The sequence below is a fragment of the Enemella dayhoffiae genome, assembly GCF_002250625.1.
Lineage (GTDB): Bacteria > Actinomycetota > Actinomycetes > Propionibacteriales > Propionibacteriaceae > Enemella > Enemella dayhoffiae.
The window spans coordinates 154,183-172,392 of the sequence record NZ_NMVQ01000034.1; the positions used below are offsets into that span (position 1 = coordinate 154,183).

17 protein-coding genes and 1 tRNA gene are annotated in these 18,210 nt (G+C 67.6%); 6 read left to right on the forward strand and 12 right to left on the reverse strand.

Features of this window, described 5'->3' with window-relative positions; translation table 11 throughout:
* Positions 1 to 6: 6 nt before the first annotated feature.
* Complete coding sequence (locus tag CGZ93_RS13425) at positions 7 to 1,515, reverse strand: ABC transporter substrate-binding protein (protein ID WP_094364655.1); 1,509 nt, start codon at positions 1,513 to 1,515, stop codon at positions 7 to 9.
* Between the two features lie 105 nt (positions 1,516 to 1,620).
* On the opposite strand from CGZ93_RS13425, the gene CGZ93_RS13430 reads away from it, so the two are divergent.
* Positions 1,621 to 2,751 (forward strand): FUSC family protein, encoded by a 1,131-nt coding sequence (locus tag CGZ93_RS13430; protein WP_094364656.1) that lies wholly within the window; start codon positions 1,621 to 1,623, stop codon positions 2,749 to 2,751.
* Positions 2,752 to 2,926: 175 nt separating this feature from the next.
* A tRNA-Met gene (locus tag CGZ93_RS13435) sits at positions 2,927 to 3,003 on the forward strand.
* Positions 3,004 to 4,131: 1,128 nt separating this feature from the next.
* On the opposite strand, the gene CGZ93_RS13440 is transcribed toward CGZ93_RS13435, so the two are convergent.
* The gene (locus CGZ93_RS13440) at positions 4,132 to 4,518 is read right to left on the reverse strand and encodes a GlcG/HbpS family heme-binding protein (RefSeq protein ID WP_229117445.1); all 387 of its coding nucleotides are present in this window, start codon (positions 4,516 to 4,518) and stop codon (positions 4,132 to 4,134) included.
* Positions 4,519 to 4,672: 154 nt separating this feature from the next.
* Positions 4,673 to 4,984, reverse strand: coding sequence for a putative quinol monooxygenase (locus CGZ93_RS13445; RefSeq protein ID WP_050670096.1), 312 nt, complete (start codon positions 4,982 to 4,984; stop codon positions 4,673 to 4,675).
* Between the two features lie 108 nt (positions 4,985 to 5,092).
* Here CGZ93_RS13445 and CGZ93_RS13450 point away from each other — a divergent pair, with 108 nt between their 5' ends.
* Positions 5,093 to 6,034, forward strand: coding sequence for a GlxA family transcriptional regulator (locus CGZ93_RS13450; RefSeq protein ID WP_094364657.1), 942 nt, complete (start codon positions 5,093 to 5,095; stop codon positions 6,032 to 6,034).
* A gap of 89 nt (positions 6,035 to 6,123) precedes the next feature.
* On the opposite strand, the gene CGZ93_RS13455 is transcribed toward CGZ93_RS13450, so the two are convergent.
* The 5 genes from CGZ93_RS13455 to CGZ93_RS19010 all read right to left on the reverse strand — a co-directional run bounded on the left by CGZ93_RS13455 (position 6,124) and on the right by CGZ93_RS19010 (position 10,361).
* Entirely contained in the window at positions 6,124 to 6,699 is a 576-nt protein-coding gene (locus tag CGZ93_RS13455) for a cadmium resistance transporter (protein WP_407643950.1), read from the reverse strand.
* 11 nt (positions 6,700 to 6,710) lie between these two features.
* Complete coding sequence (cmtR, locus tag CGZ93_RS13460; protein ID WP_094364659.1) at positions 6,711 to 7,061, reverse strand: Cd(II)/Pb(II)-sensing metalloregulatory transcriptional regulator CmtR; 351 nt, start codon at positions 7,059 to 7,061, stop codon at positions 6,711 to 6,713.
* A 91-nt stretch (positions 7,062 to 7,152) separates the two neighbouring features.
* Positions 7,153 to 7,998 carry an IS21-like element helper ATPase IstB gene (gene istB / locus CGZ93_RS13465; RefSeq protein ID WP_094364660.1) on the reverse strand — a complete coding sequence of 282 codons (846 nt, stop codon included), beginning with the start codon at positions 7,996 to 7,998 and terminating at the stop codon, positions 7,153 to 7,155.
* Positions 7,995 to 9,245 (reverse strand): IS21 family transposase, encoded by a 1,251-nt coding sequence (gene istA, locus CGZ93_RS13470; protein WP_141211213.1) that lies wholly within the window; start codon positions 9,243 to 9,245, stop codon positions 7,995 to 7,997. Before istA ends, istB begins: the two co-directional genes overlap by 4 nt.
* 591 nt (positions 9,246 to 9,836) lie before the next feature.
* Entirely contained in the window at positions 9,837 to 10,361 is a 525-nt protein-coding gene (locus CGZ93_RS19010; RefSeq protein WP_176451763.1) for a GNAT family N-acetyltransferase, read from the reverse strand.
* Positions 10,362 to 10,656: 295 nt separating this feature from the next.
* Between CGZ93_RS19010 and CGZ93_RS13485 the strand changes: the two genes are divergently transcribed.
* Positions 10,657 to 11,157, forward strand: a complete 501-nt coding sequence (locus CGZ93_RS13485) for a pyridoxamine 5'-phosphate oxidase family protein (RefSeq protein ID WP_094364663.1) — start codon at positions 10,657 to 10,659, stop codon at positions 11,155 to 11,157.
* Positions 11,158 to 11,798: 641 nt separating this feature from the next.
* Here CGZ93_RS13485 and CGZ93_RS13490 read toward each other — a convergent pair.
* The 4 genes from CGZ93_RS13490 to CGZ93_RS19535 form a co-directional block, all read right to left on the reverse strand.
* A complete protein-coding gene (locus CGZ93_RS13490; RefSeq protein ID WP_176451764.1) occupies positions 11,799 to 12,488 on the reverse strand; it encodes a response regulator in 690 nt (229 codons plus the stop codon).
* Between the two features lie 36 nt (positions 12,489 to 12,524).
* A complete protein-coding gene (locus CGZ93_RS13495) occupies positions 12,525 to 14,630 on the reverse strand; it encodes a sensor histidine kinase (RefSeq protein WP_141211214.1) in 2,106 nt (701 codons plus the stop codon).
* Between the two features lie 96 nt (positions 14,631 to 14,726).
* Positions 14,727 to 15,062 carry an acyl-CoA dehydrogenase family protein gene (locus tag CGZ93_RS19530; RefSeq protein ID WP_229117446.1) on the reverse strand — a complete coding sequence of 112 codons (336 nt, stop codon included), beginning with the start codon at positions 15,060 to 15,062 and terminating at the stop codon, positions 14,727 to 14,729.
* A 9-nt stretch (positions 15,063 to 15,071) separates the two neighbouring features.
* Entirely contained in the window at positions 15,072 to 15,383 is a 312-nt protein-coding gene (locus tag CGZ93_RS19535) for an acyl-CoA dehydrogenase family protein (protein WP_229117447.1), read from the reverse strand.
* 108 nt (positions 15,384 to 15,491) lie between these two features.
* Here CGZ93_RS19535 and CGZ93_RS13505 point away from each other — a divergent pair, with 108 nt between their 5' ends.
* The gene (locus tag CGZ93_RS13505; RefSeq protein WP_094364666.1) at positions 15,492 to 16,802 is read left to right on the forward strand and encodes a M16 family metallopeptidase; all 1,311 of its coding nucleotides are present in this window, start codon (positions 15,492 to 15,494) and stop codon (positions 16,800 to 16,802) included.
* Positions 16,799 to 18,127, forward strand: coding sequence for a M16 family metallopeptidase (locus tag CGZ93_RS13510; protein WP_094364667.1), 1,329 nt, complete (start codon positions 16,799 to 16,801; stop codon positions 18,125 to 18,127). Before CGZ93_RS13505 ends, CGZ93_RS13510 begins: the two co-directional genes overlap by 4 nt.
* Positions 18,128 to 18,210: the final 83 nt, after the last annotated feature.

Sequence of the window (18,210 nt, forward strand, 5' to 3'; positions counted from 1 at the left end):
GCAGGCCTAGCGGGAGGCGATGGTGGTCAGGTCGAAGCTCAGCGTGGTCGCGTTCTTGGCCACCCCGGTGATCGTCGGCTTGGTGATCACCAGGTTGGGCAGCAGGAACAACCAGTCCGCGGCGGCGTCGGTCGACATCAGCTTCGCCGCCTCCTTGAGCTTCGGCGCCTGCTCGGCCGCCGGCCCCATGTCGGCCTCGGTCACCAGGCGCTGGAACTCGGGATTGTTGTAGTGGAAGTAATACTGCGGGTTGGCGAAGCGGACGATGTCGCGGGCCTCCACGTGGGAGACGATCGACATGTCGTAATCGCCCTTGGTCAGCACGGTGTCCACCCAGCGGGCCGGGAACTCGAGCTGGTCGATGGTGGCCTCGATGCCGACCTCCTTGAGCTGGGAGGCGACGAACTGACCGGCCGTGGTGGCGTACGGCAGTGTCGGCAATCGCAACCTCAGCTTGAGATTCTGTACGCCGGCCTCGGCGAGCAGCGCCTTCGCCTTGGCGGGGTCGTAGGCGAAGTCGCCGGTGCGATCCTCATACCAGGGGTCGGTCGGCGGCACCATGGCCCCGATCAGCACACCCTTGCCGGCCCAGACCGTGTCGCGCAGGCCCTTGCGGTCGATCGCATGGCGGATCGCCTGACGCACCTTCGGGTTGTTCAGCCCCGGCGAGGTGTTGTTCATCGACAGCACGACCTCGCCATTGGTCGTGCCCTCGATCACGGTGAACCGGGACGGGTCGTTGAACTGCGGCAGCGCGGCCGGTGCCTGCAGGTTGGAGATGATGTCCAGCTCACCGGACAGCATCGCCGCGTTCATGGCGTTCGGATCGGAGAAATAGCGGATGGTGACCTCGTCGAAGCGGGCCGGCGTACCCCAGTAGTCGGTGTTCTTGCCCAGGGTGACCGACACCCCCTGGAGCCACTCCTTCAGCTGGAAGGGCCCAGAACCGGCGGTCTTGCTGGCCAGGTCCGCGTTGGCCTCGGAGTCATAGACCATGCCGGCGGTCGACGACATGTCCCACAGCCACAGGTTGGAGGGTTGGGTCAGCTTCACCTTGAGCGTGTGCTCATCGACCGCGGTGGCCTGCTCCACCACCGAGAGCTGCTTCTTCAGGGTGGCGGTGGCGTTGCCGGTCTTGATCCGGTTGATGCTCCACACCACGTCCTTGGCCGCCACCGGGCGACCGGAGGCGAACTTGGCGCCCGGATCGAGGTTGAAGGTGTAGGTCAGGTTGTCCGGCGAGACGTCCCACTTCTGCGCCAGCAGCGGCTTGAGCTTGCCCTCGCTGTCGACTTTCACCAGGGTCTCGTAGACGTTGTACAACAGCACCTGCGGGATGGCCGCGGCGTCGTTGGCGGTCGGGTCCATGGTGGGCGGCTGCGCCGTTGCCCCGACGATCAGCGTCTTGCCGCCGGCCCCCTGGCCACCCTGCGACTGACCCGAGCATCCGGTCACCAGCAGGGCCAACAGCGTCAGCAGGACAACTGTCACCCGGCCGGGTGTGCGGTGCGACATCTTCGGCTCCTTCCGGACCAGCCCTGGGCTGGGTCTGCGTGGTCATCACTCTAGCCAGCAGGTGCCCGGGTGGAAGGCAACTCGGCGCACCGGGATGATGTCGTTATGGTTCAGTTCTCCTGGCAGCGGCTGGCGCTTCGGGCGTTCGACTTCAGCGAGCGTTCGGTACGCCGCGGCCGCGACTCCCAGCGGCGCCGGGTGGAACGGTGGCGGAACCGACTGTTCATGATCTGCCAGTGCGCGGTGACCGCCGGGGCCGCCTGGTGGGTGTCGCAGAAGCTGATCGGCGACCCGCTGCCGGTGTTCGCGCCGGTCGCCGCGGTGATCACCATCGGGTCCAGCTTCGGCCAGCGACTCAGCCGGGCCGCCGAGGTGGCCGCCGGGGTGGCGCTGGGGGTGTTCTTCGGCGACCTGTTCGTGCACTTCTTCGGCACCGGGGTGTGGCAGATCGTGCTGGTCGTACTGCTGGCGATGTCGGTGGCCACGTGGGTCGGCGCGAAGAACCTGATGATCACCCAGGCCGGCGTGCAGTCGATCATCGTGATGACCCTGCTGCCGGGCGCCGAGCAGGGGTTGGGTCGCTGGCTGACCGCCCTGGTCGGATGTGCGCTGGCGCTGCTGGTGACCACGATCGCCCCGACCTCGCCGCTGACCCGGCCGCGGCAGCTGGCCGCCGAGGTGCTGCGCGAGGCGGCCGGCACCCTGACCGAGATCCGCGACGCGCTCACCGACGGGGACCCGGAGGCCGGGGACCGGGTGCTCACCCGGGCCCGTTTGAGCGAGGGCGGGTTGGAGCGGTTGAACGACGCGGTCGACGAGGGGCTGGCCGTGGTGCGGCTGTCTCCGTTCGCGCGGGGAAATCTGCCACACCTGGAGGAACTGTCGGCGATCGTCGACCCGCTGGACCGGATGAGCCGCAACCTGCGCGTGCTGGCCCGACGCAGCGCCGTGGCGCTCTATCGCGGCGAAACCATCCCGCCGGCGTACCTGTCGTTGATGGGTGACCTGGCCGAGCAGATGACCTGGTGCGCCGGCGAACTGCAGGCCCGGCGCCTGCCCGAGGGGATCCAGGAGCGGATGGAAGTGCTCGGCGAGCGCAGCTCACACCTGCGGATGACGAACTCGCTGTCGGCGGTGGTGCTGCTCGCCCAGATGCGTTCGATCATGGTCGACCTGGTGCAGCTCAGCGGTGTCTCGTACGCCGACGCCCGCGAACTGATCCCCGAGATGGACTGAACCCCACGCTCCCTGAGCGAGCGAGGAACGAGCGAGTCGAAGGGCCACCCCACCCCCTAAGCGCCCTACGACTCGTCGCTGGCGCTCCTTGCTCAGGAGCCGCGAGGAACGAGCGAGTCGAAGGGTCGATTTTGAATCCTCGATCAGCCCGTGTAGTGTAGCCCAAGCACAACGACGCGGGGTGGAGCAGCTCGGTAGCTCGCTGGGCTCATAACCCAGAGGTCGCAGGTTCAAATCCTGTCCCCGCTACCAGATGAAGATGCGCTCAGTGTCTTCGCACGAAGTCCCTCTGGCACATTGCCAGGGGGACTTCGTGCATCTGCCACCACTTCCATTGCATGCCAGGGCAGGCACCTGCCATCTGCTGCCCATGCAGTTTCGACCCGCGCCGCCTGGCGCCACCCTCCCCACTCGCGGCCGTTCTGCGGGCAACCTGCCTTCGCTGGCACAGGTCTGCACGGTGCGATCACGGAACGCAGCCTCGAAGCCAGCAGCAAGCGTTCCTGACCTGCCGGTGGCGTCGCTTCTGCACAGGGGTGACGCGAAGTGATGGAGGACCCCGTGGCCTATGACCCGGACGAGCGCATTTCGCGCAAGGATGCCGCACGACTCGCGCGACGTAGAGCGGGTCGTCCCTGAACCCACGGTGCCCGTGGATCGCGAGCTGCGGACCGACGCGCCCGGCCGACCTACACCGTCGTCTCAGAAGACCCCTGAAACGTCTTCGACGACGACGGGACCGGCGAGGAGGAGGGCGCGGTGAGCTAAAGGAATGGAGCTTGCTCGGCTTCGACGCCGCCGCAAGCTCCGGTGAAACGGTCGGTACTGGTCGGTCGTCGTCGGTCACCACCGGATGGCGGCGTCCCCCAGGCTTGGCGTTTGCGCAGGTCAGCGGCTCGTTCGCCCAGTGGGCACATCAAGCGATAGACGCAAAGCCGACGTGATGAGGTCGTCGGTTCGATTCCCACAGGGGGCTCCGGCGAACAGCCCCTGACCTGCGGAAACGCAGGGCAGGGGCTGTTCCGGTCTGGTGGTCGCGCGATGCGCTGGCCTCACGGCTCTGCCCGACACCGACGTCGCTCTCCTCTGCGACGGACCCCTCGCGGCCGGCATCCTGTCCGTGTGTCGATAGGCCTCGCACCGCTCGGCAACGCAGCGTGGCGTTGCGTCGCGACCTGGCTACGGCTCGGAGGGGCGCGATCGTCTCGTGCGTTGGCGGACTACGGGAGCTTGGACGCGAGGACGTCGGCCGCCATGATCTCGGGTGCTGCGCTGAGGAGGTGCTGGTTGGCCGTCAGGTCCGAGCCGTGACCGTCTACGTCGACGACGCACGCATCCAGCCCCGTGCCGGCCGGGGGCCGGGTTCGGTGCGGGTCGTTCTCAGAAGGCGCTGGCGGCGGCTTCGGCGACGGCCTGGTCTTGGACGCCGGTTCCTCCGCTGACGCCGACGGCGCCGACGACCTGGCCGTCGCGCTCGAGCGGGATGCCACCGGCGAAGATCATCACCCGACCGTCGTTGGAGGCGTTGATGCCGTAGAACTGCTCACCGGGTTGGGCGAGGTCGCCGAGGTCTTTGGTGGCTGTGTCGAACGCTCGGGCCGTGAAAGCCTTGTTGATCGAGATGTCGATGCTGCCCAGCCACGCTCCGTCCATCCGTACGTGAGCGACGAGATTGCCGCCGGCATCGACGACGGCGATGTTACTGGGCTGACCCTGCGTGCTGGATTCAGCTTCTGCTGCCGCGATGACACGTTTGGCGTCGTCCAACGACAATGTAGGAATAGATGGCATCAATTGCTCCTTCGGATGTGGCGTGCGCTCTGTGGCTCGAGCCGCTCCAGAGCCGCCCGTTGGTTTGCCTGTTGAGTTTGTGACCGACAGCGCTCGTGTTGTGTTCGCGTTGCGGACGTGCGTTGGCGGACTACGGGAGCTTGGACGCGAGGACGTCGGCCGCCATGATCTCGGGTGCTGCGCCGAGGAGGTGCTGATTGTCCGTCAGGGCTGCGACGATGGCGCCGTTGGCGTGGGCGTCGCGAGCGGCCTCGTCGGGGAATGCATCGAAGATCCAGAAAGTGTCGGCGTGGGTCCTGACCGCGAACCAGACAATCGTTCCTACTTCTTCGTTGGCGAGCGCGACAGCGCCGGCGAGCAGATCGGCGAGCGCGTCGTGCTGTCCATCGGCCGCGACGATCTTGGCGACGAAGGCATACGGAAGTGATGCGGGTGTGGACATGAGGGGTTCTCCTAGGTGTCGAGGTTTCCCGGTGAAGCAAGTTCAGCCTAGGACGAGCAAGGGCATGTGAGAAGTGGCGTATACGGCAGTATTGCTATTGTTTGCGCCATGCGTATCGGACTGATCGCGATCGACGGCTGCTTCGGTTCGGCTGTCGCGTCGGTCATCGACATCGTGCGGGTGGCCGACGGAGCCCGCGGCGATGTCGACCCGCGGATCGACCCGATCGAACTCGCCATCCTCGGACCGAAACGGACAGTGACCACGACGGCATCGATGACCCTGTCGGTGGGCCACCCGCTGTCGGAGTCCGCAGAGTTCGACGTGGTCGTCGTCCCTGCGCTTGGAACCCTCACTGCCGCCGCTACCAACGACGCCCTACAGAGCCGAGATGTTCGTTCGGTCATCGCCTCGCTCGGGCGCCTCGACGAGGCGACCACCCGGATCGCCGCGGCGTGCACCGGCGTGTTCGCTGTCGCCGAGACCGGACGGATGGATCATCGGCGGGCGACGACCAGCTGGTTCCTGGGGCCGGAGTTCCTGAAGCGCTATCCGACCGTCGCCCTCGATCTCGACACCATGGTCGTGGTCGACGGGAACCTCGTCACCGCCGGCGCCGCGTTCGCCCACATCGACCTCGCGCTCTCACTCGTGCGATCGATCAGCCCCGACCTGGCCCAACATGTCGCCAAGCTCCTCATCATCGACGAGCGTCCGTCGCAGGCGGCCTTCGTCGCCTACGAACATCTCCGGCACGATGACCCGATCGTCGTCGAGTTCGAACGCTTCGTGCGCTCCCGCCTGGACGAACCGTTCAACGTCGCCTTCGTCGCGCAGTCGCTCGGCACCAGCCGGCGCACCCTCGAACGACGAGTCCGTGCGGCGCTCAACCTCACTCCGCTCGGCTTCGTCCAACGGCTTCGCATCGAACGAGCTCGGCACCTCTCAGCAACCACGGACCTCACCTCCGCCGACATCGCGCTACGGGTCGGCTACGCGAACGCCGAGACTCTGCGCTCCCTCCTGCGCAGGGGGCGACGCCGTTCCTGACCTATCGCCATGCCTGTCAACGACGGCCGAAAAGTGAGCAGGAATCGACGCCTGAAAACTGAGCAGGTCCGGGCGCCGTCCGACTGAGATCACAGGCCAAAAGCGCCTCCTTGGACAAGGATCACGACGCCCAAGATGATCAGGACGAGTGGGAACAGGATGTGTTCGGACTTCTCGAGGGCCTCGTCGATGCCCGGCCGGGTGGCCACGAACTTCGCAATGGCCACGAGGACTGCGACGAACAGCAGGAAGACTGCGCAGTAGGTCAGGATGCTGGCTGGACTGACACTGAGGAAGACGGGGACGTAGACACCGATGTTGTCCCCGCCATTGGCGAAGGTCACAGCCGCGACGGTCAACGGCGCGACCTTCTTGCGGTCATCGAGCTCGTCATCGTCCTCGCCCTGCCATGCCTCCCACGCGGCGCGAAGCCCCAAGAGCAGGGGGATCAGACCGAAGTAGGGGATGGCGGATTCCGGCAGGGCCAGGCTCGCGCCCCAAGTAATCAGGAGAGCCGCGCCAAGGATGCCCAGGAATCCCAGGTACTGACCCACGACGATGCGTCGCGTGGTTCCTGCGCGGCCAGCGCCACGAGCGAAGAACAGCGACAACACGATGACGTCGTCGATGTTGGTCGCGACGAACAGGCCGACGGCCTGGATCATGGTGGCCAACATCAGCGGACCTCCCGGCAGGCGCTATCGCTGCAGGCCGGATCGAGACAGGGTGCGGCGTCGTTCACGGCCAGTGTCACCTCGACCAGCGAAGTGAGAGCGTCGCGCAGGTGATGATCGGCGATGTCGTAGCGGACCTTGCGCCCCTGCATCTCGGCCACGACAATGCCGCAGTCACGCAGGCAGGCCAGATGGTTCGACACGTTCGACCGGGTCAGGTCCAGACTCTGGGCGAGTTCGGCGGGATACGAGGGCGCATCCAGCAGGCTCAACAGGATGCGCGCTCTGGTGGGGTCAGCCAGGGCCCGTCCGATGCGGTTCAGGGCGTCAAGACGCGAAGCAATGGTCAGCATGTGCTGAATAGTACAGCAGCGGCTGACGTGTTGATGGGTGAGCCCTGGCGCGAGGCGGGGTGCCCCCAGCCACGCATCTTCTTCTCTGCCCCTAGTTGTTGCGGTCTTTGGTGAGGAGTTCTCGGCGGGCGCGGGTGCGGTAGGACTCGCCTGAGAGGGCGAGGACTTCGGCGTGGTGGACGAGGCGGTCGATCATGGCGGCGGCGATGACGTCGTCGGAGAAGGTTTCGCCCCAGCGGCCGAAGGGCAGGTTGCTGGTGACGATGATGGAGCCTTGTTCGTAGCGGGACGCGACGAGTTGGAAGAACAGGTTGGCTGCGTCGGCGTCGAAGGGCAGGTAGCCGACCTCGTCGACGATGACCAGGCGGTACCGCTTGATCTTCTTGAGTTCGGCGTCGAGTTGCCCTGCCTGATGGGCGGTCTGGAGTCGGCTGATCCAGGCGCTGGCGGTGTCGAACAGGACGCTGTGGCCGTTTTGCGCGGCCTTGATCCCCAGGCCGATCGCGAGGTGGGTCTTGCCGATGCCGGGCGGCCCGAGCAAGACCACGTTCTCGGCCTTCGACACGTAGGTGGAGGTGGCGAGGTGGGCGAGCAGGTCGCGGCGTAGGGACGGGAGGTGGTCGTAGTTGAAGTCCTCGAGGGTCTTCATGGCTGGGAAGTGGGCGGTGCGGATCCGCATCATGGTGCCGGCGGCTTCCCGGTCGGCGGCTTGGCGTTCGAGGACGGCGGCGAGGTATTGCTCGTGGGACCAGCCCAGGTCGCGGGCCTGGTCGGCGATCTCGGACCAGGTCTTGGCGATGGTGGGCATCTTGAGCACGCGGGTGAGGAAGGCGAGCTGGGAGGCGATCCGTTCCCCGTCCTGACTGGTAGACGCTGTGAAGCCCGTGGTGGTGGTGGTGGTGGGCTGGGTGTTCGGGGCGGTGGTCTTGCTGGTCATGAGGCTCCTTGGTGGGTGTGGAAGTCGACGCCGAACAGGGCGTCGTAGTCGGGCAGGGCGCGGATCGCGACGACGTGTCCGTCGTCGTGGGCGCGGGTGGTCGGGGTGTGGCGGGCGCGCTGGTTGTAGGCGTGGCGCAGGTCGTGGGCGATGCGCTGGTGGGCGGGGTCGGTGATCGTCTGGCCCGTCGCCCAGCAGCGGGTGTGGAGCCCGACCAGGGCGTCGTCACACAGGATCCGGACCTGGTCGCCGGTGGTGGTCGCGGTCACGAACCGGCCGATCGCGCGCGGGTCCGCGGAGTAGTCGTTGCCGTCGACACGGATGTAGTAGTCGCGGGCGAGGCGGACTCGGTGGTGCAGACCCACGACGGGCGGCAAGGGTGGCAGGTCGAGCATCTCGGCCCGATCCGTGGTCCAGCGTTCGGTGGGGCTGGCCCCGAGGGCGCGGATACGGCGCTGGTTGGCGTGGGTGGCCAGCCAGTCGGTGATCTGGGTGTTGAAGTCGGCGGGGCTGGTGAAGACCCGGCCGGGCAGGAAGGACGTTTCGAGGTAGCCGTTGCGGCGTTCGACCAGGCCCTTGAACTCCGGGTCGCGGGGCGGGGCGAGGTGGAGGCGGACACCCAGCGTGCCGGTGAACGCGGCGGCCTCGGCCGAGGGTTTGCCGGTGCCGCCGATCGCGGCTTCCCGATCCCACACCAGCGTTCGCGGGACGCGCCCCCACTGGGTGAGGATGTGCCACATGCCGGCCAGGATGTCGCCGGCCTTGCGGGAACAGATCATCACCGCGCTGGTGTGGCGGGAGTAGCCGCAGGTCATGGTCAGCACCGGCAGGATCCGTTCGGTGCCGTGGCCGACGGGGATGGGTGTGGCGGGGAACCACAGGTCGCACTGGGCGAGTTCGCCGGGCTGGTAGGTGATCCGGTCGGTGGGGTCTGGTGGCTGGAAGTACGGGCGCAGGATGCGGATGCGGTCCTTGAGGATGGTCATGGAGTGGCCCCAGCCGATGCGTTCGGCGATCACGGTCGCGGGCATCGTCGGGTACTGCGCGAGGAGTTGGCGGATCTGTGTCTCGAACGGGTCGACCAGCGACCCGGACGGTGGGCGGTGGTACTGGGGTGGCCGGTCGGACTTGAGCGCGGCGGCGACGGTATTGCGGGAGATGCCCAGATGGCGGGCGATGGCGGCCTTCGAAAGGCCCTCAGCACGGTGCAGCCGACGGATCTCGGCCCAGTCCTCCACAGTGATCACCCCTGACAGGTTCCTCCGGGCTGCTCAGTTTTCGCCCGTCGTTTCCTGCATAGGTTTCACCCGTCGTCGACAATGCCATAGAACCACCTCTCAGCACGTCGCGTCGACGCTCCTGCGTCGCCCCTGGACGACCCACTCGACACGCCCGCAGCACAGGCCATGTGACGTGTCCCGGCTTCCCGGACGGTCGGGGTTGGGTGGCTGTGATGTCGCTGCCTTCTCGTTGAGAGGATCAGCAGACCCGATCAGAGCCGATTGGGATAAGACGCGAAGGCGGTCAGGTCAGGGCGGCCGAAGCCGGCCGGCGGGGTAGCGTCGGCCACGTCGAGGTCTTTCAGATGGATGGCGTAGGAACCTCCATCGTCGGGAGATCTCGACGTCTACCTGCGGACCGACGCGCCCGGCCGACCTACACCCTCATCTGGGAAGAGCCAGATTCGCTTGTGACGCCTTTGAGCTCCGTGAGCCTGTCGTCCTTCGGTCCAGTCGCGGGTTCGAATCGTCCCCCTACTGTTCTTCCTGCCACTTTGGTGTGTCCGCGTTCGCGGGGCGTAACATGGAGATGTTCCCAGCGGGGCCTCGCTGCAACGATCACCCTAAGATGGGGACGATCAATCCGTTGTTGCGGAGCGGACGCCATATCCAGACGCCACCGAATCGCCGGATGAGTTGCACAGGTTCGTCGGTAGAGGGGGTTCGTAAAGTCAAGTCCGCCATCGTTAGGGCGAACCGCTGATCCAGAAAATAGGGCGCAACTTCTTGCGGTGACTCACCAACGACGCAGTCGACCCCGGCGCTGATTGCGTTCTCAAGGACGGATTCCAGTAGTACCCGCCCGACCGAGCGGCGGCGGTACTCCTCACGTGTTGCGATCTCGTCGATGTACCAAACGGCCTGCGACTGCGCTTCCGGAAGCGGCACGGTGGCGATGGTTGCGATGATCTCCTCGCCCAGTCGAGCTACGAGCCACAGCGATTGCTTCTTGTTGGCACCTGTGCCTTGTCGTTCGAGCCACCAACCGTCGGAGGCGACGGGGCCGCGTTCCGGCAGGGCCTCACGCGCGAGCTCGGCGCAGTCACGCGCGTAGTGCCGGCAGCCTGGCTCGATCTCAGCCAACAATCTGTGACTCATAATCGACGCCTCACCTCCGCCATGGCCCGCTCTTTTACGCGCCAGTGAGGATCGACTGATCTGTTGGCAGGGATTTGCAGATAATCTCCCCGCTACCAAAGGCGAGAGGCCTCTGACCGGATCCAACATCTGGTCAGGGGCCTTTTGCTTTGCCTGCTGGACAGGACACACGGACGGAAGGGCAGCCAGGCAGCCCGGTATGGTCGTCATCAGGGTCGACCAGCAGTCGCCTGGGTCGGCACCGCTCCCCTTCCGCAGGTCCAACCAACAGGAGGACAGCATGACCGAGCACACCCATCACGATGTCGATACCGAGGCCACCGCCCGGGTGCATGAGCTGATCAAGGACCAGCACACCGCGATGCTCACCAATCGGAACGCCCAGGGACAGCTGGTGTCGCGGCCGATGGCCACCCAACAGACCGAGTTCGACGGCGACGTGTGGCTGTTCGCCGAGGATGGCTCCGAAAAGGTGCGGGAGCTGCAGGCCGATCCCCGGGTCAACCTCGCGTACACCAGGCAGGGCGCCTGGGTGTCCCTCTCCGGCACCGCCGACATCGTGCACGACCCGGCCAAGAACCGTGAGTTGTGGAACGACTTCGCACAGGCCTGGTTCCAGTGCGAGCCCGAGGACCCGAAGGTGGTGCTGATCCGGGTGCACAGCGAGTCCGCGGAATATTGGGACTCCCCCGGCAAGGCAGCCACCCTGTTCAGCATGGTCAAGGCCCGCGTCACCGGCCAGCGCCCCGACGTCGGGGACAACGACACCGTCGACCTCTGACAGACCAGCTGTTCTTCGGACCCATCGGTGTCAGGCATTTCGAGGACAGGACAGCCAGTCCAGGGTGGTTCAACATGGAGCCATCAGGTTGCGCACCACGTGATCACGGAAGTGCACTGAATCGGGGGGTGTGAAGGGCCCGCAGTCGGGGCTGCGGGCCCTTCCACATGAGGCGGCGTTCCGCCCTGTCCGGTAAGGCGAGCTGAGCCACCTGGTCCCTGGCACGCCTGGCCACCTCGACCGGCGAACTGATGGCGATCCGAGAGGCCACGCGAGACGACTACGTTCAGTTCGCGAGCGGCCAGACCCGGGCAGTTGCCCGGGCCTGACCGGTGCATCGCTTCCGGCACCTTCCCACAACGCCGGTTCGAGCGAGGCCTCCGGCGCTCCCCTTGACGCCACTCGCCCTTCAGCTCATGGCGGTCGCGACCGGCGTTCTCGATGTCTGCCGACAGGCGAGGATGGTGACGCAGTGTGTGGCCCAGGCCTCGACGACGACGCGTTCACGATCCGCTGACCGAACGCCCCACGACCGTCGTGACACGCTCTGGTCTGAACCACACCGCCGATGTCCCAGGCTGGGCGCAGCCATCGCACGGCAGGGCGCGAATAGTCCACTCGCGCCCTGCACCGCGAACAGATCAGTTCAGCCGACGGATCCAATCCTCCTCGTCGGCGGCCAGGTCGAGATGACCGTCCCGCTGCGCCTCGCGAACGGCACCGAGTGCGTCGCCGACCGGACGGTGCAGCGCGGCGTACTTCCGGGCGATCCGGGAGAAGTAGGTGTTGACCGTCGCCAAGGTGATCACCTTGCCGGTCATGTGCCGCCCGATCGCCTTCTTCGGCACCCCCTGGGCCAGCAACCGCAGCACCTCGACCTCGCGCGGGGCGAGATCGGCGACCAGCTTCGGATCGTTGGCGAGCAGGTACGCCAATTCTCCGGTCACAGCGTACTCGCCCGCGGCCGCCAGCTCGATCGCCTCCAGCACGGCGTCCTCATCGTCGGACTTGAGCACCAGCCCGACCGCACCGGCCGCCATCGCCACCCGGATCGGCACCGGCTGCACCTGGGCGGTGTGCAGCACCACCTTGATGCCGCGTCTGGTCAACGTACGCACGGTCTCCTCCGGGTGCGGGTGGTCGGGCACCCGCAGGTCGAGCAGCACCACGTCGGCGTCCAGACCGTCGGCCATCAACTCTTTCACGCGCGCGGCCGCACGGGTCAGCACGACCTTGTCGGGATGCTCTCCCGCCAGTGCACGCAGCCCGCGCAGGATGACGGGATGATCGTCCAGTGCCGCGACGCGGATCGGGTCGTGGAGGGTGGTCACCTTCGCATCCTCAGCCATCAACAGCGTCTCACCCAGTCATCGATTTGGCGGACACGACAGCAGCCGCGTATACCCGTCACCGGTCTCCAACTGCACCCGGCCCCCCTCTGGCTGCCGGCCCCGCCAGGGCCCCGGCAGCACGGCCACCAACTCGCCCAGATTGCTGACCACCACGCGGTCATCGCTCCAGGGCTCCTGGTCGAACGCCTCGACCAGTGACAACAGCCCCGACTGCTGGGCGACCACATCACCGCGGTCGACCCGCAGCTCCAACCACCAACCACGCTCGCGCACGGCGGCCAGCCGCTCCGCCAGCTCAGGTGGCGGGCCCCCGAAGTGCACCTCGTCACGCACCTCGAGCTCGAATTGGCGAGCGCGCCGGCCCACCTGGGGATCGTCCAGCGCCAGCCGCCCAGCACCCACCTCGTCGAGGAACGGGCCAACCCGTTCGGCGACGCGGCGCAATCGCCCCTCGGTGACGGCGTTGCGAACCTCGAGCTCGCGGGTTCGGATCTCGGACTCGTCCAATCGGCCGAGCTCGGCCAGGCTGCGTCGTCCAAGGACGGTGACGACCAGTCGCAGGATCAGGATCGCCACCAGCAGGGTCGGGGCCGTCACGGCGCCGGCATAGTCGGTGAGCGTGCGGGCCAGGCCGAACCGCCAGGCTCCGGCGAGCACGAGCCCCAGCCAGACAACCGCGACCTGCACGAGACCGATCACCAGCGGGTACGCCACCACGAGCGGCATCAGCAGTGGCACCACCCCACCGGCCATGAAGTAGTAGAACCCGTTGCCGAGATCCTGAGGAATCGAGGCCACGTTGAGAAACAGCGCCGTCACGCTGCCGAGCGGAACCAGGATCGCCACCGCCGGCCCCGGCTGGTCGTGCCACACCTTGATCCCCGCCCAGAGCCCGATCAGGCACGCAACGACCACGGCCACGGCGGCCGACGCCCAAGCCCCCAGCTCGGGCAACAGCAGCGTGAACATGCACACGTTTCCCACCAGGATGGGGATTGACGCGATCACGGTGCCTCGCCGCAGCTCCCGCCAGGTGTCTCGCAGCACCGCAGCACCGCGCGAGTGGCCGCGCCACCCCACGCGAACCAAGGTGCCAGCGGAACTGGAACGGATCTCCGACCAGCCACCCACGTCCTCCATCGCCTGGGCGATCGAATCGCGAGTCCCACCGACGGTGATTCCTGCGGTGTCGAAGCCGCGCCCCGAGTCCTGGACCTCCACCTCGACCCGGCGCCCTGCTGTGAGCCACCGCACCCGGACCCGATCCGCCCCCGAGTGCTGATCGGCGTTCCGGATCGCCTCGGTGACCGCGGTCCCCAGCGCACCCTCAACCGCTGCGGGCAGATCATTCGGCGGACGCCCGGAAACCTCGATGGTGATGGCAACCTCGGCGCGAAGTGTTTCGATGCGGTCGGCCAGAGCGTGCTCGGCGCGGTCTCGCGACTGTCCCAGCAGCGTGACCGTCCGGTTCACCAGGTCGCGCACTGCCTCGGCGCCGGCCAACCTGGGTCGCGAGACCGCACGAAGTGCGTGCAACACCTCATCGTGCAGAAATCGCTCCACCGCACGGTTCTGGCGATCCTGGGCCCGTTCCAGCTGCTCGGTGATCAGGACCCGACGCCGCTCGTCGAGCGACGCCTCGGTCGCCAGGCCAACCCGGCGCAGGGCCTCCACTGCGAGCACCACGGTCCACGCCAGTTGCAGGCCCGAGACCCCCTCGGCCACCCCGAGACGCAACGACTCCCCCGACGCGGCGGTCGCCATCAGGCGTACGCCGAGGGCCGCGACCATCAGCGTCGCACCAGAGAGCCAACGCCAGCGCCCGCCGAACACCAGCAGAAAGCAGAACACCGCGTTGAAGGCAGTGGTGGGCCACCAGGTGACCTGCCAGGGCCCGGGCGGCTGACCGAGGAGCAGCAGCACCAGGCACCCCACACAGGCGACCCCGAGCACATGCGCCAGCCGGACCGGCTGCCTGGGCGCGCTGACCAGCGCCCCGATGACGACGGCCACCTGCACCAGACCGAGCAGGACCAGCCCGAGGTCACCCACCGCCCCCACCCGGCCGAGCTCGCGCCGCACCGGTTGGATATAGGCGAACATGCACAGGGAAATGGGCACGACGAACATCCAACGAAGTCCGCGGTCGATGACGCGGGACCAATTGGAGTTCGGGGGCTCCTCCGTCACAGTGCCGACATTAGGACCTCTCCCGGATCACGGGAACGTTCTTCGGTCAACTACTATCGACAATTTTCCCGGGATTAACCGGTCAGCCCAGCCGCATCCGGTGATGATCCGGTTGGCGTGCACCCCACCGAAGAGCTTCGCCATCGACTGCGCCTGCCGCGAGTCGATGCCCTGGTCGACCTGCCAGGCGGCGACCAGGCACAGCCAACGCAGCACCTCCACCTCGACCGCCGAGTCGGCGATCACCCACTGGATCGCCTGTCGCTCGGCGATCGGTACGCCGAAGGTCTTGCGGTTGCGGGCGTGCTCCGTGCCCATCTCGATCACCCGTTCGCAGCCACCGAGTGCCCGCGAGGGAAGCATGTAGCGGCCCTAGCCGATCCACTCCAGCGCCAGCGCGAAACCCTTGCCGACCTCACCGAGCACCGCCGAGGAGGCGGCCGGGCCCCACTGCCCCATCGTGTCGATGTATTCGCTGCGCCAGCCCTGATCCCGGTCCACGATGAAGCAGGTGACGGACTCCCCAACCCGTCCCTCCTTGTGCTTCTCGGGATCGGTGACGGCGAACACCATCACGAAGTCGGCGTCGTTGCCACCGGTGATGAAGGTCTTCTCGCCGTTGATGATCCAGTCATCCCCGTCGCGGGTGGCTCGGGTGCGGATCGCAGCCGCGTCGGAGCCCACACACGCTCGCCTTGCGCGCAGGTCCTGATGGTTGCGTCAGCCAGCGGACTTGACGCCCGGGCGGGAGTTGCGGCGCAAGCATTCGACACTGTGTGGTGTGATGGGCCGATGCCGGACTCGCAGCAACCCGCTCCCTACCCGATCCATCAGGCCTCCCTCGCCAACGGCCTGCGGGTGCTGGTCTCCCCCGACCACCACGCACCCGCGGTGGCGGTGAATCTCTGGTATGACGTGGGGTCGCGGCATGAACAGCCGGGGCGTACCGGTTTTGCGCACCTGTTCGAGCACCTGATGTTCCAGGGCTCGGCAAACGTCGCCTCGGGTCAGCACATCGCGTTGCTGCAGGCGGCCGGGGCGTCGGTGAACGCGACCACCTGGTTCGACCGGACCAACTATTTCGAGGCGCTGCCCACCGGCGGGCTGGAGTTGGCGCTGTGGTTGGAGGCCGACCGGATGGCCACGCTGTTGGACGCGGTCGGCCAGCAGAATCTGGACAACCAGCGCGAGGTGGTCAAGGAGGAGAAGCGCCAGCGCTACGACAACGTGCCCTATGGCGATGTGATGGAACGCCTTGTCTCGCTCACTTTCCCGGCCGACCACCCCTATGGGCACACCACGATCGGGTCGATGGCGGATCTGGACGCGGCCACCCTCGACGATGTGCACCACTTCTTCCGGACGCACTATCTGCCCGGGAATTGTGTGCTGAGCCTGGTCGGCGACGTCGAGCCGGCTGAGGGGGTGGCCCTGGTCGAACGATATTTCGGCCACATCCCCGACGGGCCGACCCCGGCCGATCCCCCGGCGGAGCCGTTGCCGCCGCTCACCGGCGTCCCCCGCGCCGAACTGTCGGCCGCGGTACCGGCCGACGCCGTCTATCTCAGCTGGCGGCTGCCCGCCCTCGGTGACCTCGAGCAGGACGCGGTCGGCCTGGCGCTGTCGGTGCTGGGCGGTGGCCAGACGAGCCGGTTGCACCGGGCGTTGGTACGCCGCGACGAGCTCGCCACCGGGGCCTCGGCCAGCGGACTGCCGCTGATCGGCGGCAACTCGTTCGGGTTCGTGTCCGCGCGCTGTCGCGACGGCGTACCCCCCGAACGGGTCGAGGAGGCGCTGTTGACCGAACTGACCCGGCTCGCTGCCGACGGCCCGAGCGCCGAGGAACTGCAGCGGGCCAAGGCACAGTTCGAGCGCGGTTGGCTGCAATCCCTGGCCGGGCTGGAAAGCCGGGCCGACCAGCTGTCGGGGAATGCCACCCTGCTGGACGACCCGGAGCGGATCAACACCCACGCCCGGCAGGTGCTGGCGGTCACCGCCGACCAGGTGCGAGCGGCCCTGCGCAAACATCTCGACCCCGAGCATCGGGCGGCGTTGACCTATCGCCGGGACAGCAGTGCGAGCGCCGAGGAGGAAACCCGATGAGCACCACCCCGCCGGCCGTCCGGCCACCTGCCGTGTGGCACTATCCGCGGCCGACCGAAACCGTGCTGGACAACGGAATCCGGGTGCTGGTGCACCACCTCCCCGGCCAGCAGGTGGTGTCCGCGGTGCTCGCACTGGACCTGCCGCTCACCCTGGAGGATCGAGCGATCGAGGGCGTGGCATCCATCTGTTCCCGCGTGCTGGACGAGGGAACCGCGACCCACTCGGGTGATCGGTTCGCCGAGGTGCTGGAGACCGAGGGCGCGGCCTTCTATGCCAGTCAGGGATTCTCGGGTCTGCAGGCGATGGTGGACGTGCCCGCCGGGCGCCTCGACGCGGCCCTGCGGTTGCTCGCCGAGGCCGTTCGCGAGCCGGAGCTGAACGGCGAGGACGTCGAGCGACACGTCGCCCTGCGCCTGGCCGAGATCGACCAGCTCCGCGCCAACTCCGCCCAACTCGCGGCGACCACCTTCCGCGGCGTACTGCTCGATCCGAGCAGCCGCCCCCAGCGGATGGGCGCGGGCGAACCCGAGACCGTGCGGGCGATCACCCCGGAGGCGGTGCGGGCGTTCCACCGGGCGCACTATGGACCGGCCCGGGCGACGTTGATCCTGGCCGGCGACTTCAGCGAGGACCCGCTGCCGCAGGCGGCGGCCGCCCTGGGCGACTGGGCCAACCCGGACCAGCGGTCGGTGGTGCACGAACCGGTCGGACCGGCCGCACCCACCGCGGTGCTGGTGGATCGGCCGGGCGCGGTGCAGGCCGACCTCCGCCTCGGCGGGTTCGGGATCGACCGCACCGATCCGCGGTGGCCCGACCTGCAGGTCGGCGGATACGTCGTCGGGGGCGCCTTCCTCAGCCGACTCAACCGCGTGCTGCGTGAGGAACGCGGCTTCACCTACGGGGTCAATCTGCAGCAGGCCCCGCTGCGCTCGGGCGGTACGTATGCCGTCACCGGCAGCTTCCGCACCGAGGTGGTGGGCGCCGCGCTGGGCGAGGCGCGTCAGCTGATGGACCTGAGCGCGAACCCCGTCACCCCCGCGGAACTGGCGGACGCGCAGAACTTCTTCTGCGGGGTCGCCCCGCTGCGGTACGCCACCGCCGACGGCCTGGCCGACCAGACCGCGCTGCTCGTCCAGCAGGGCCTCGGCCCGGAGTGGATGAACGACTACCTGACGGGGATCAGAGCCGCCACCTGCGAATCGGCCACCGCGGCGTACGCCGAGATCGTCGACCTGTCCGCACTCACCCTGGTCGTCGTCGGCGACGCGGCTGCGCTCGGTGACCCGATCCGCGACGCCGGCTTCGACATCACCGTGCGCTGATCCGAACCATCTCGGGCCACCCCAGCCACGCTCCACCTCGCGTACCCGGTGTCACCTCGCGTGGTGAAGATCACCTCGCGTGT

Bases quoted from the DNA above. Each gene is read 5' to 3' on its own strand.
- CGZ93_RS13425 (WP_094364655.1), bottom strand. From the start codon at position 1,515: ATGTCGCACCGCACACCCGGCCGGGTGACAGTTGTCCTGCTGACGCTG.
- CGZ93_RS13430 (WP_094364656.1), top strand. From the start codon at position 1,621: ATGGTTCAGTTCTCCTGGCAGCGGCTGGCGCTTCGGGCGTTCGACTTC.
- CGZ93_RS13445 (WP_050670096.1), bottom strand. From the start codon at position 4,984: ATGTCCACACCCGCATCACTTCCGTATGCCTTCGTCGCCAAGATCGTC.
- CGZ93_RS13450 (WP_094364657.1), top strand. From the start codon at position 5,093: ATGCGTATCGGACTGATCGCGATCGACGGCTGCTTCGGTTCGGCTGTC.
- CGZ93_RS13455 (WP_407643950.1), bottom strand. From the start codon at position 6,699: ATGATCCAGGCCGTCGGCCTGTTCGTCGCGACCAACATCGACGACGTC.
- cmtR (WP_094364659.1), bottom strand. From the start codon at position 7,061: ATGCTGACCATTGCTTCGCGTCTTGACGCCCTGAACCGCATCGGACGG.
- istB (WP_094364660.1), bottom strand. From the start codon at position 7,998: ATGACCAGCAAGACCACCGCCCCGAACACCCAGCCCACCACCACCACC.
- CGZ93_RS13485 (WP_094364663.1), top strand. From the start codon at position 10,657: ATGACCGAGCACACCCATCACGATGTCGATACCGAGGCCACCGCCCGG.
- CGZ93_RS19530 (WP_229117446.1), bottom strand. From the start codon at position 15,062: ATGCTTCCCTCGCGGGCACTCGGTGGCTGCGAACGGGTGATCGAGATG.
- CGZ93_RS13505 (WP_094364666.1), top strand. From the start codon at position 15,492: ATGCCGGACTCGCAGCAACCCGCTCCCTACCCGATCCATCAGGCCTCC.
- CGZ93_RS13510 (WP_094364667.1), top strand. From the start codon at position 16,799: ATGAGCACCACCCCGCCGGCCGTCCGGCCACCTGCCGTGTGGCACTAT.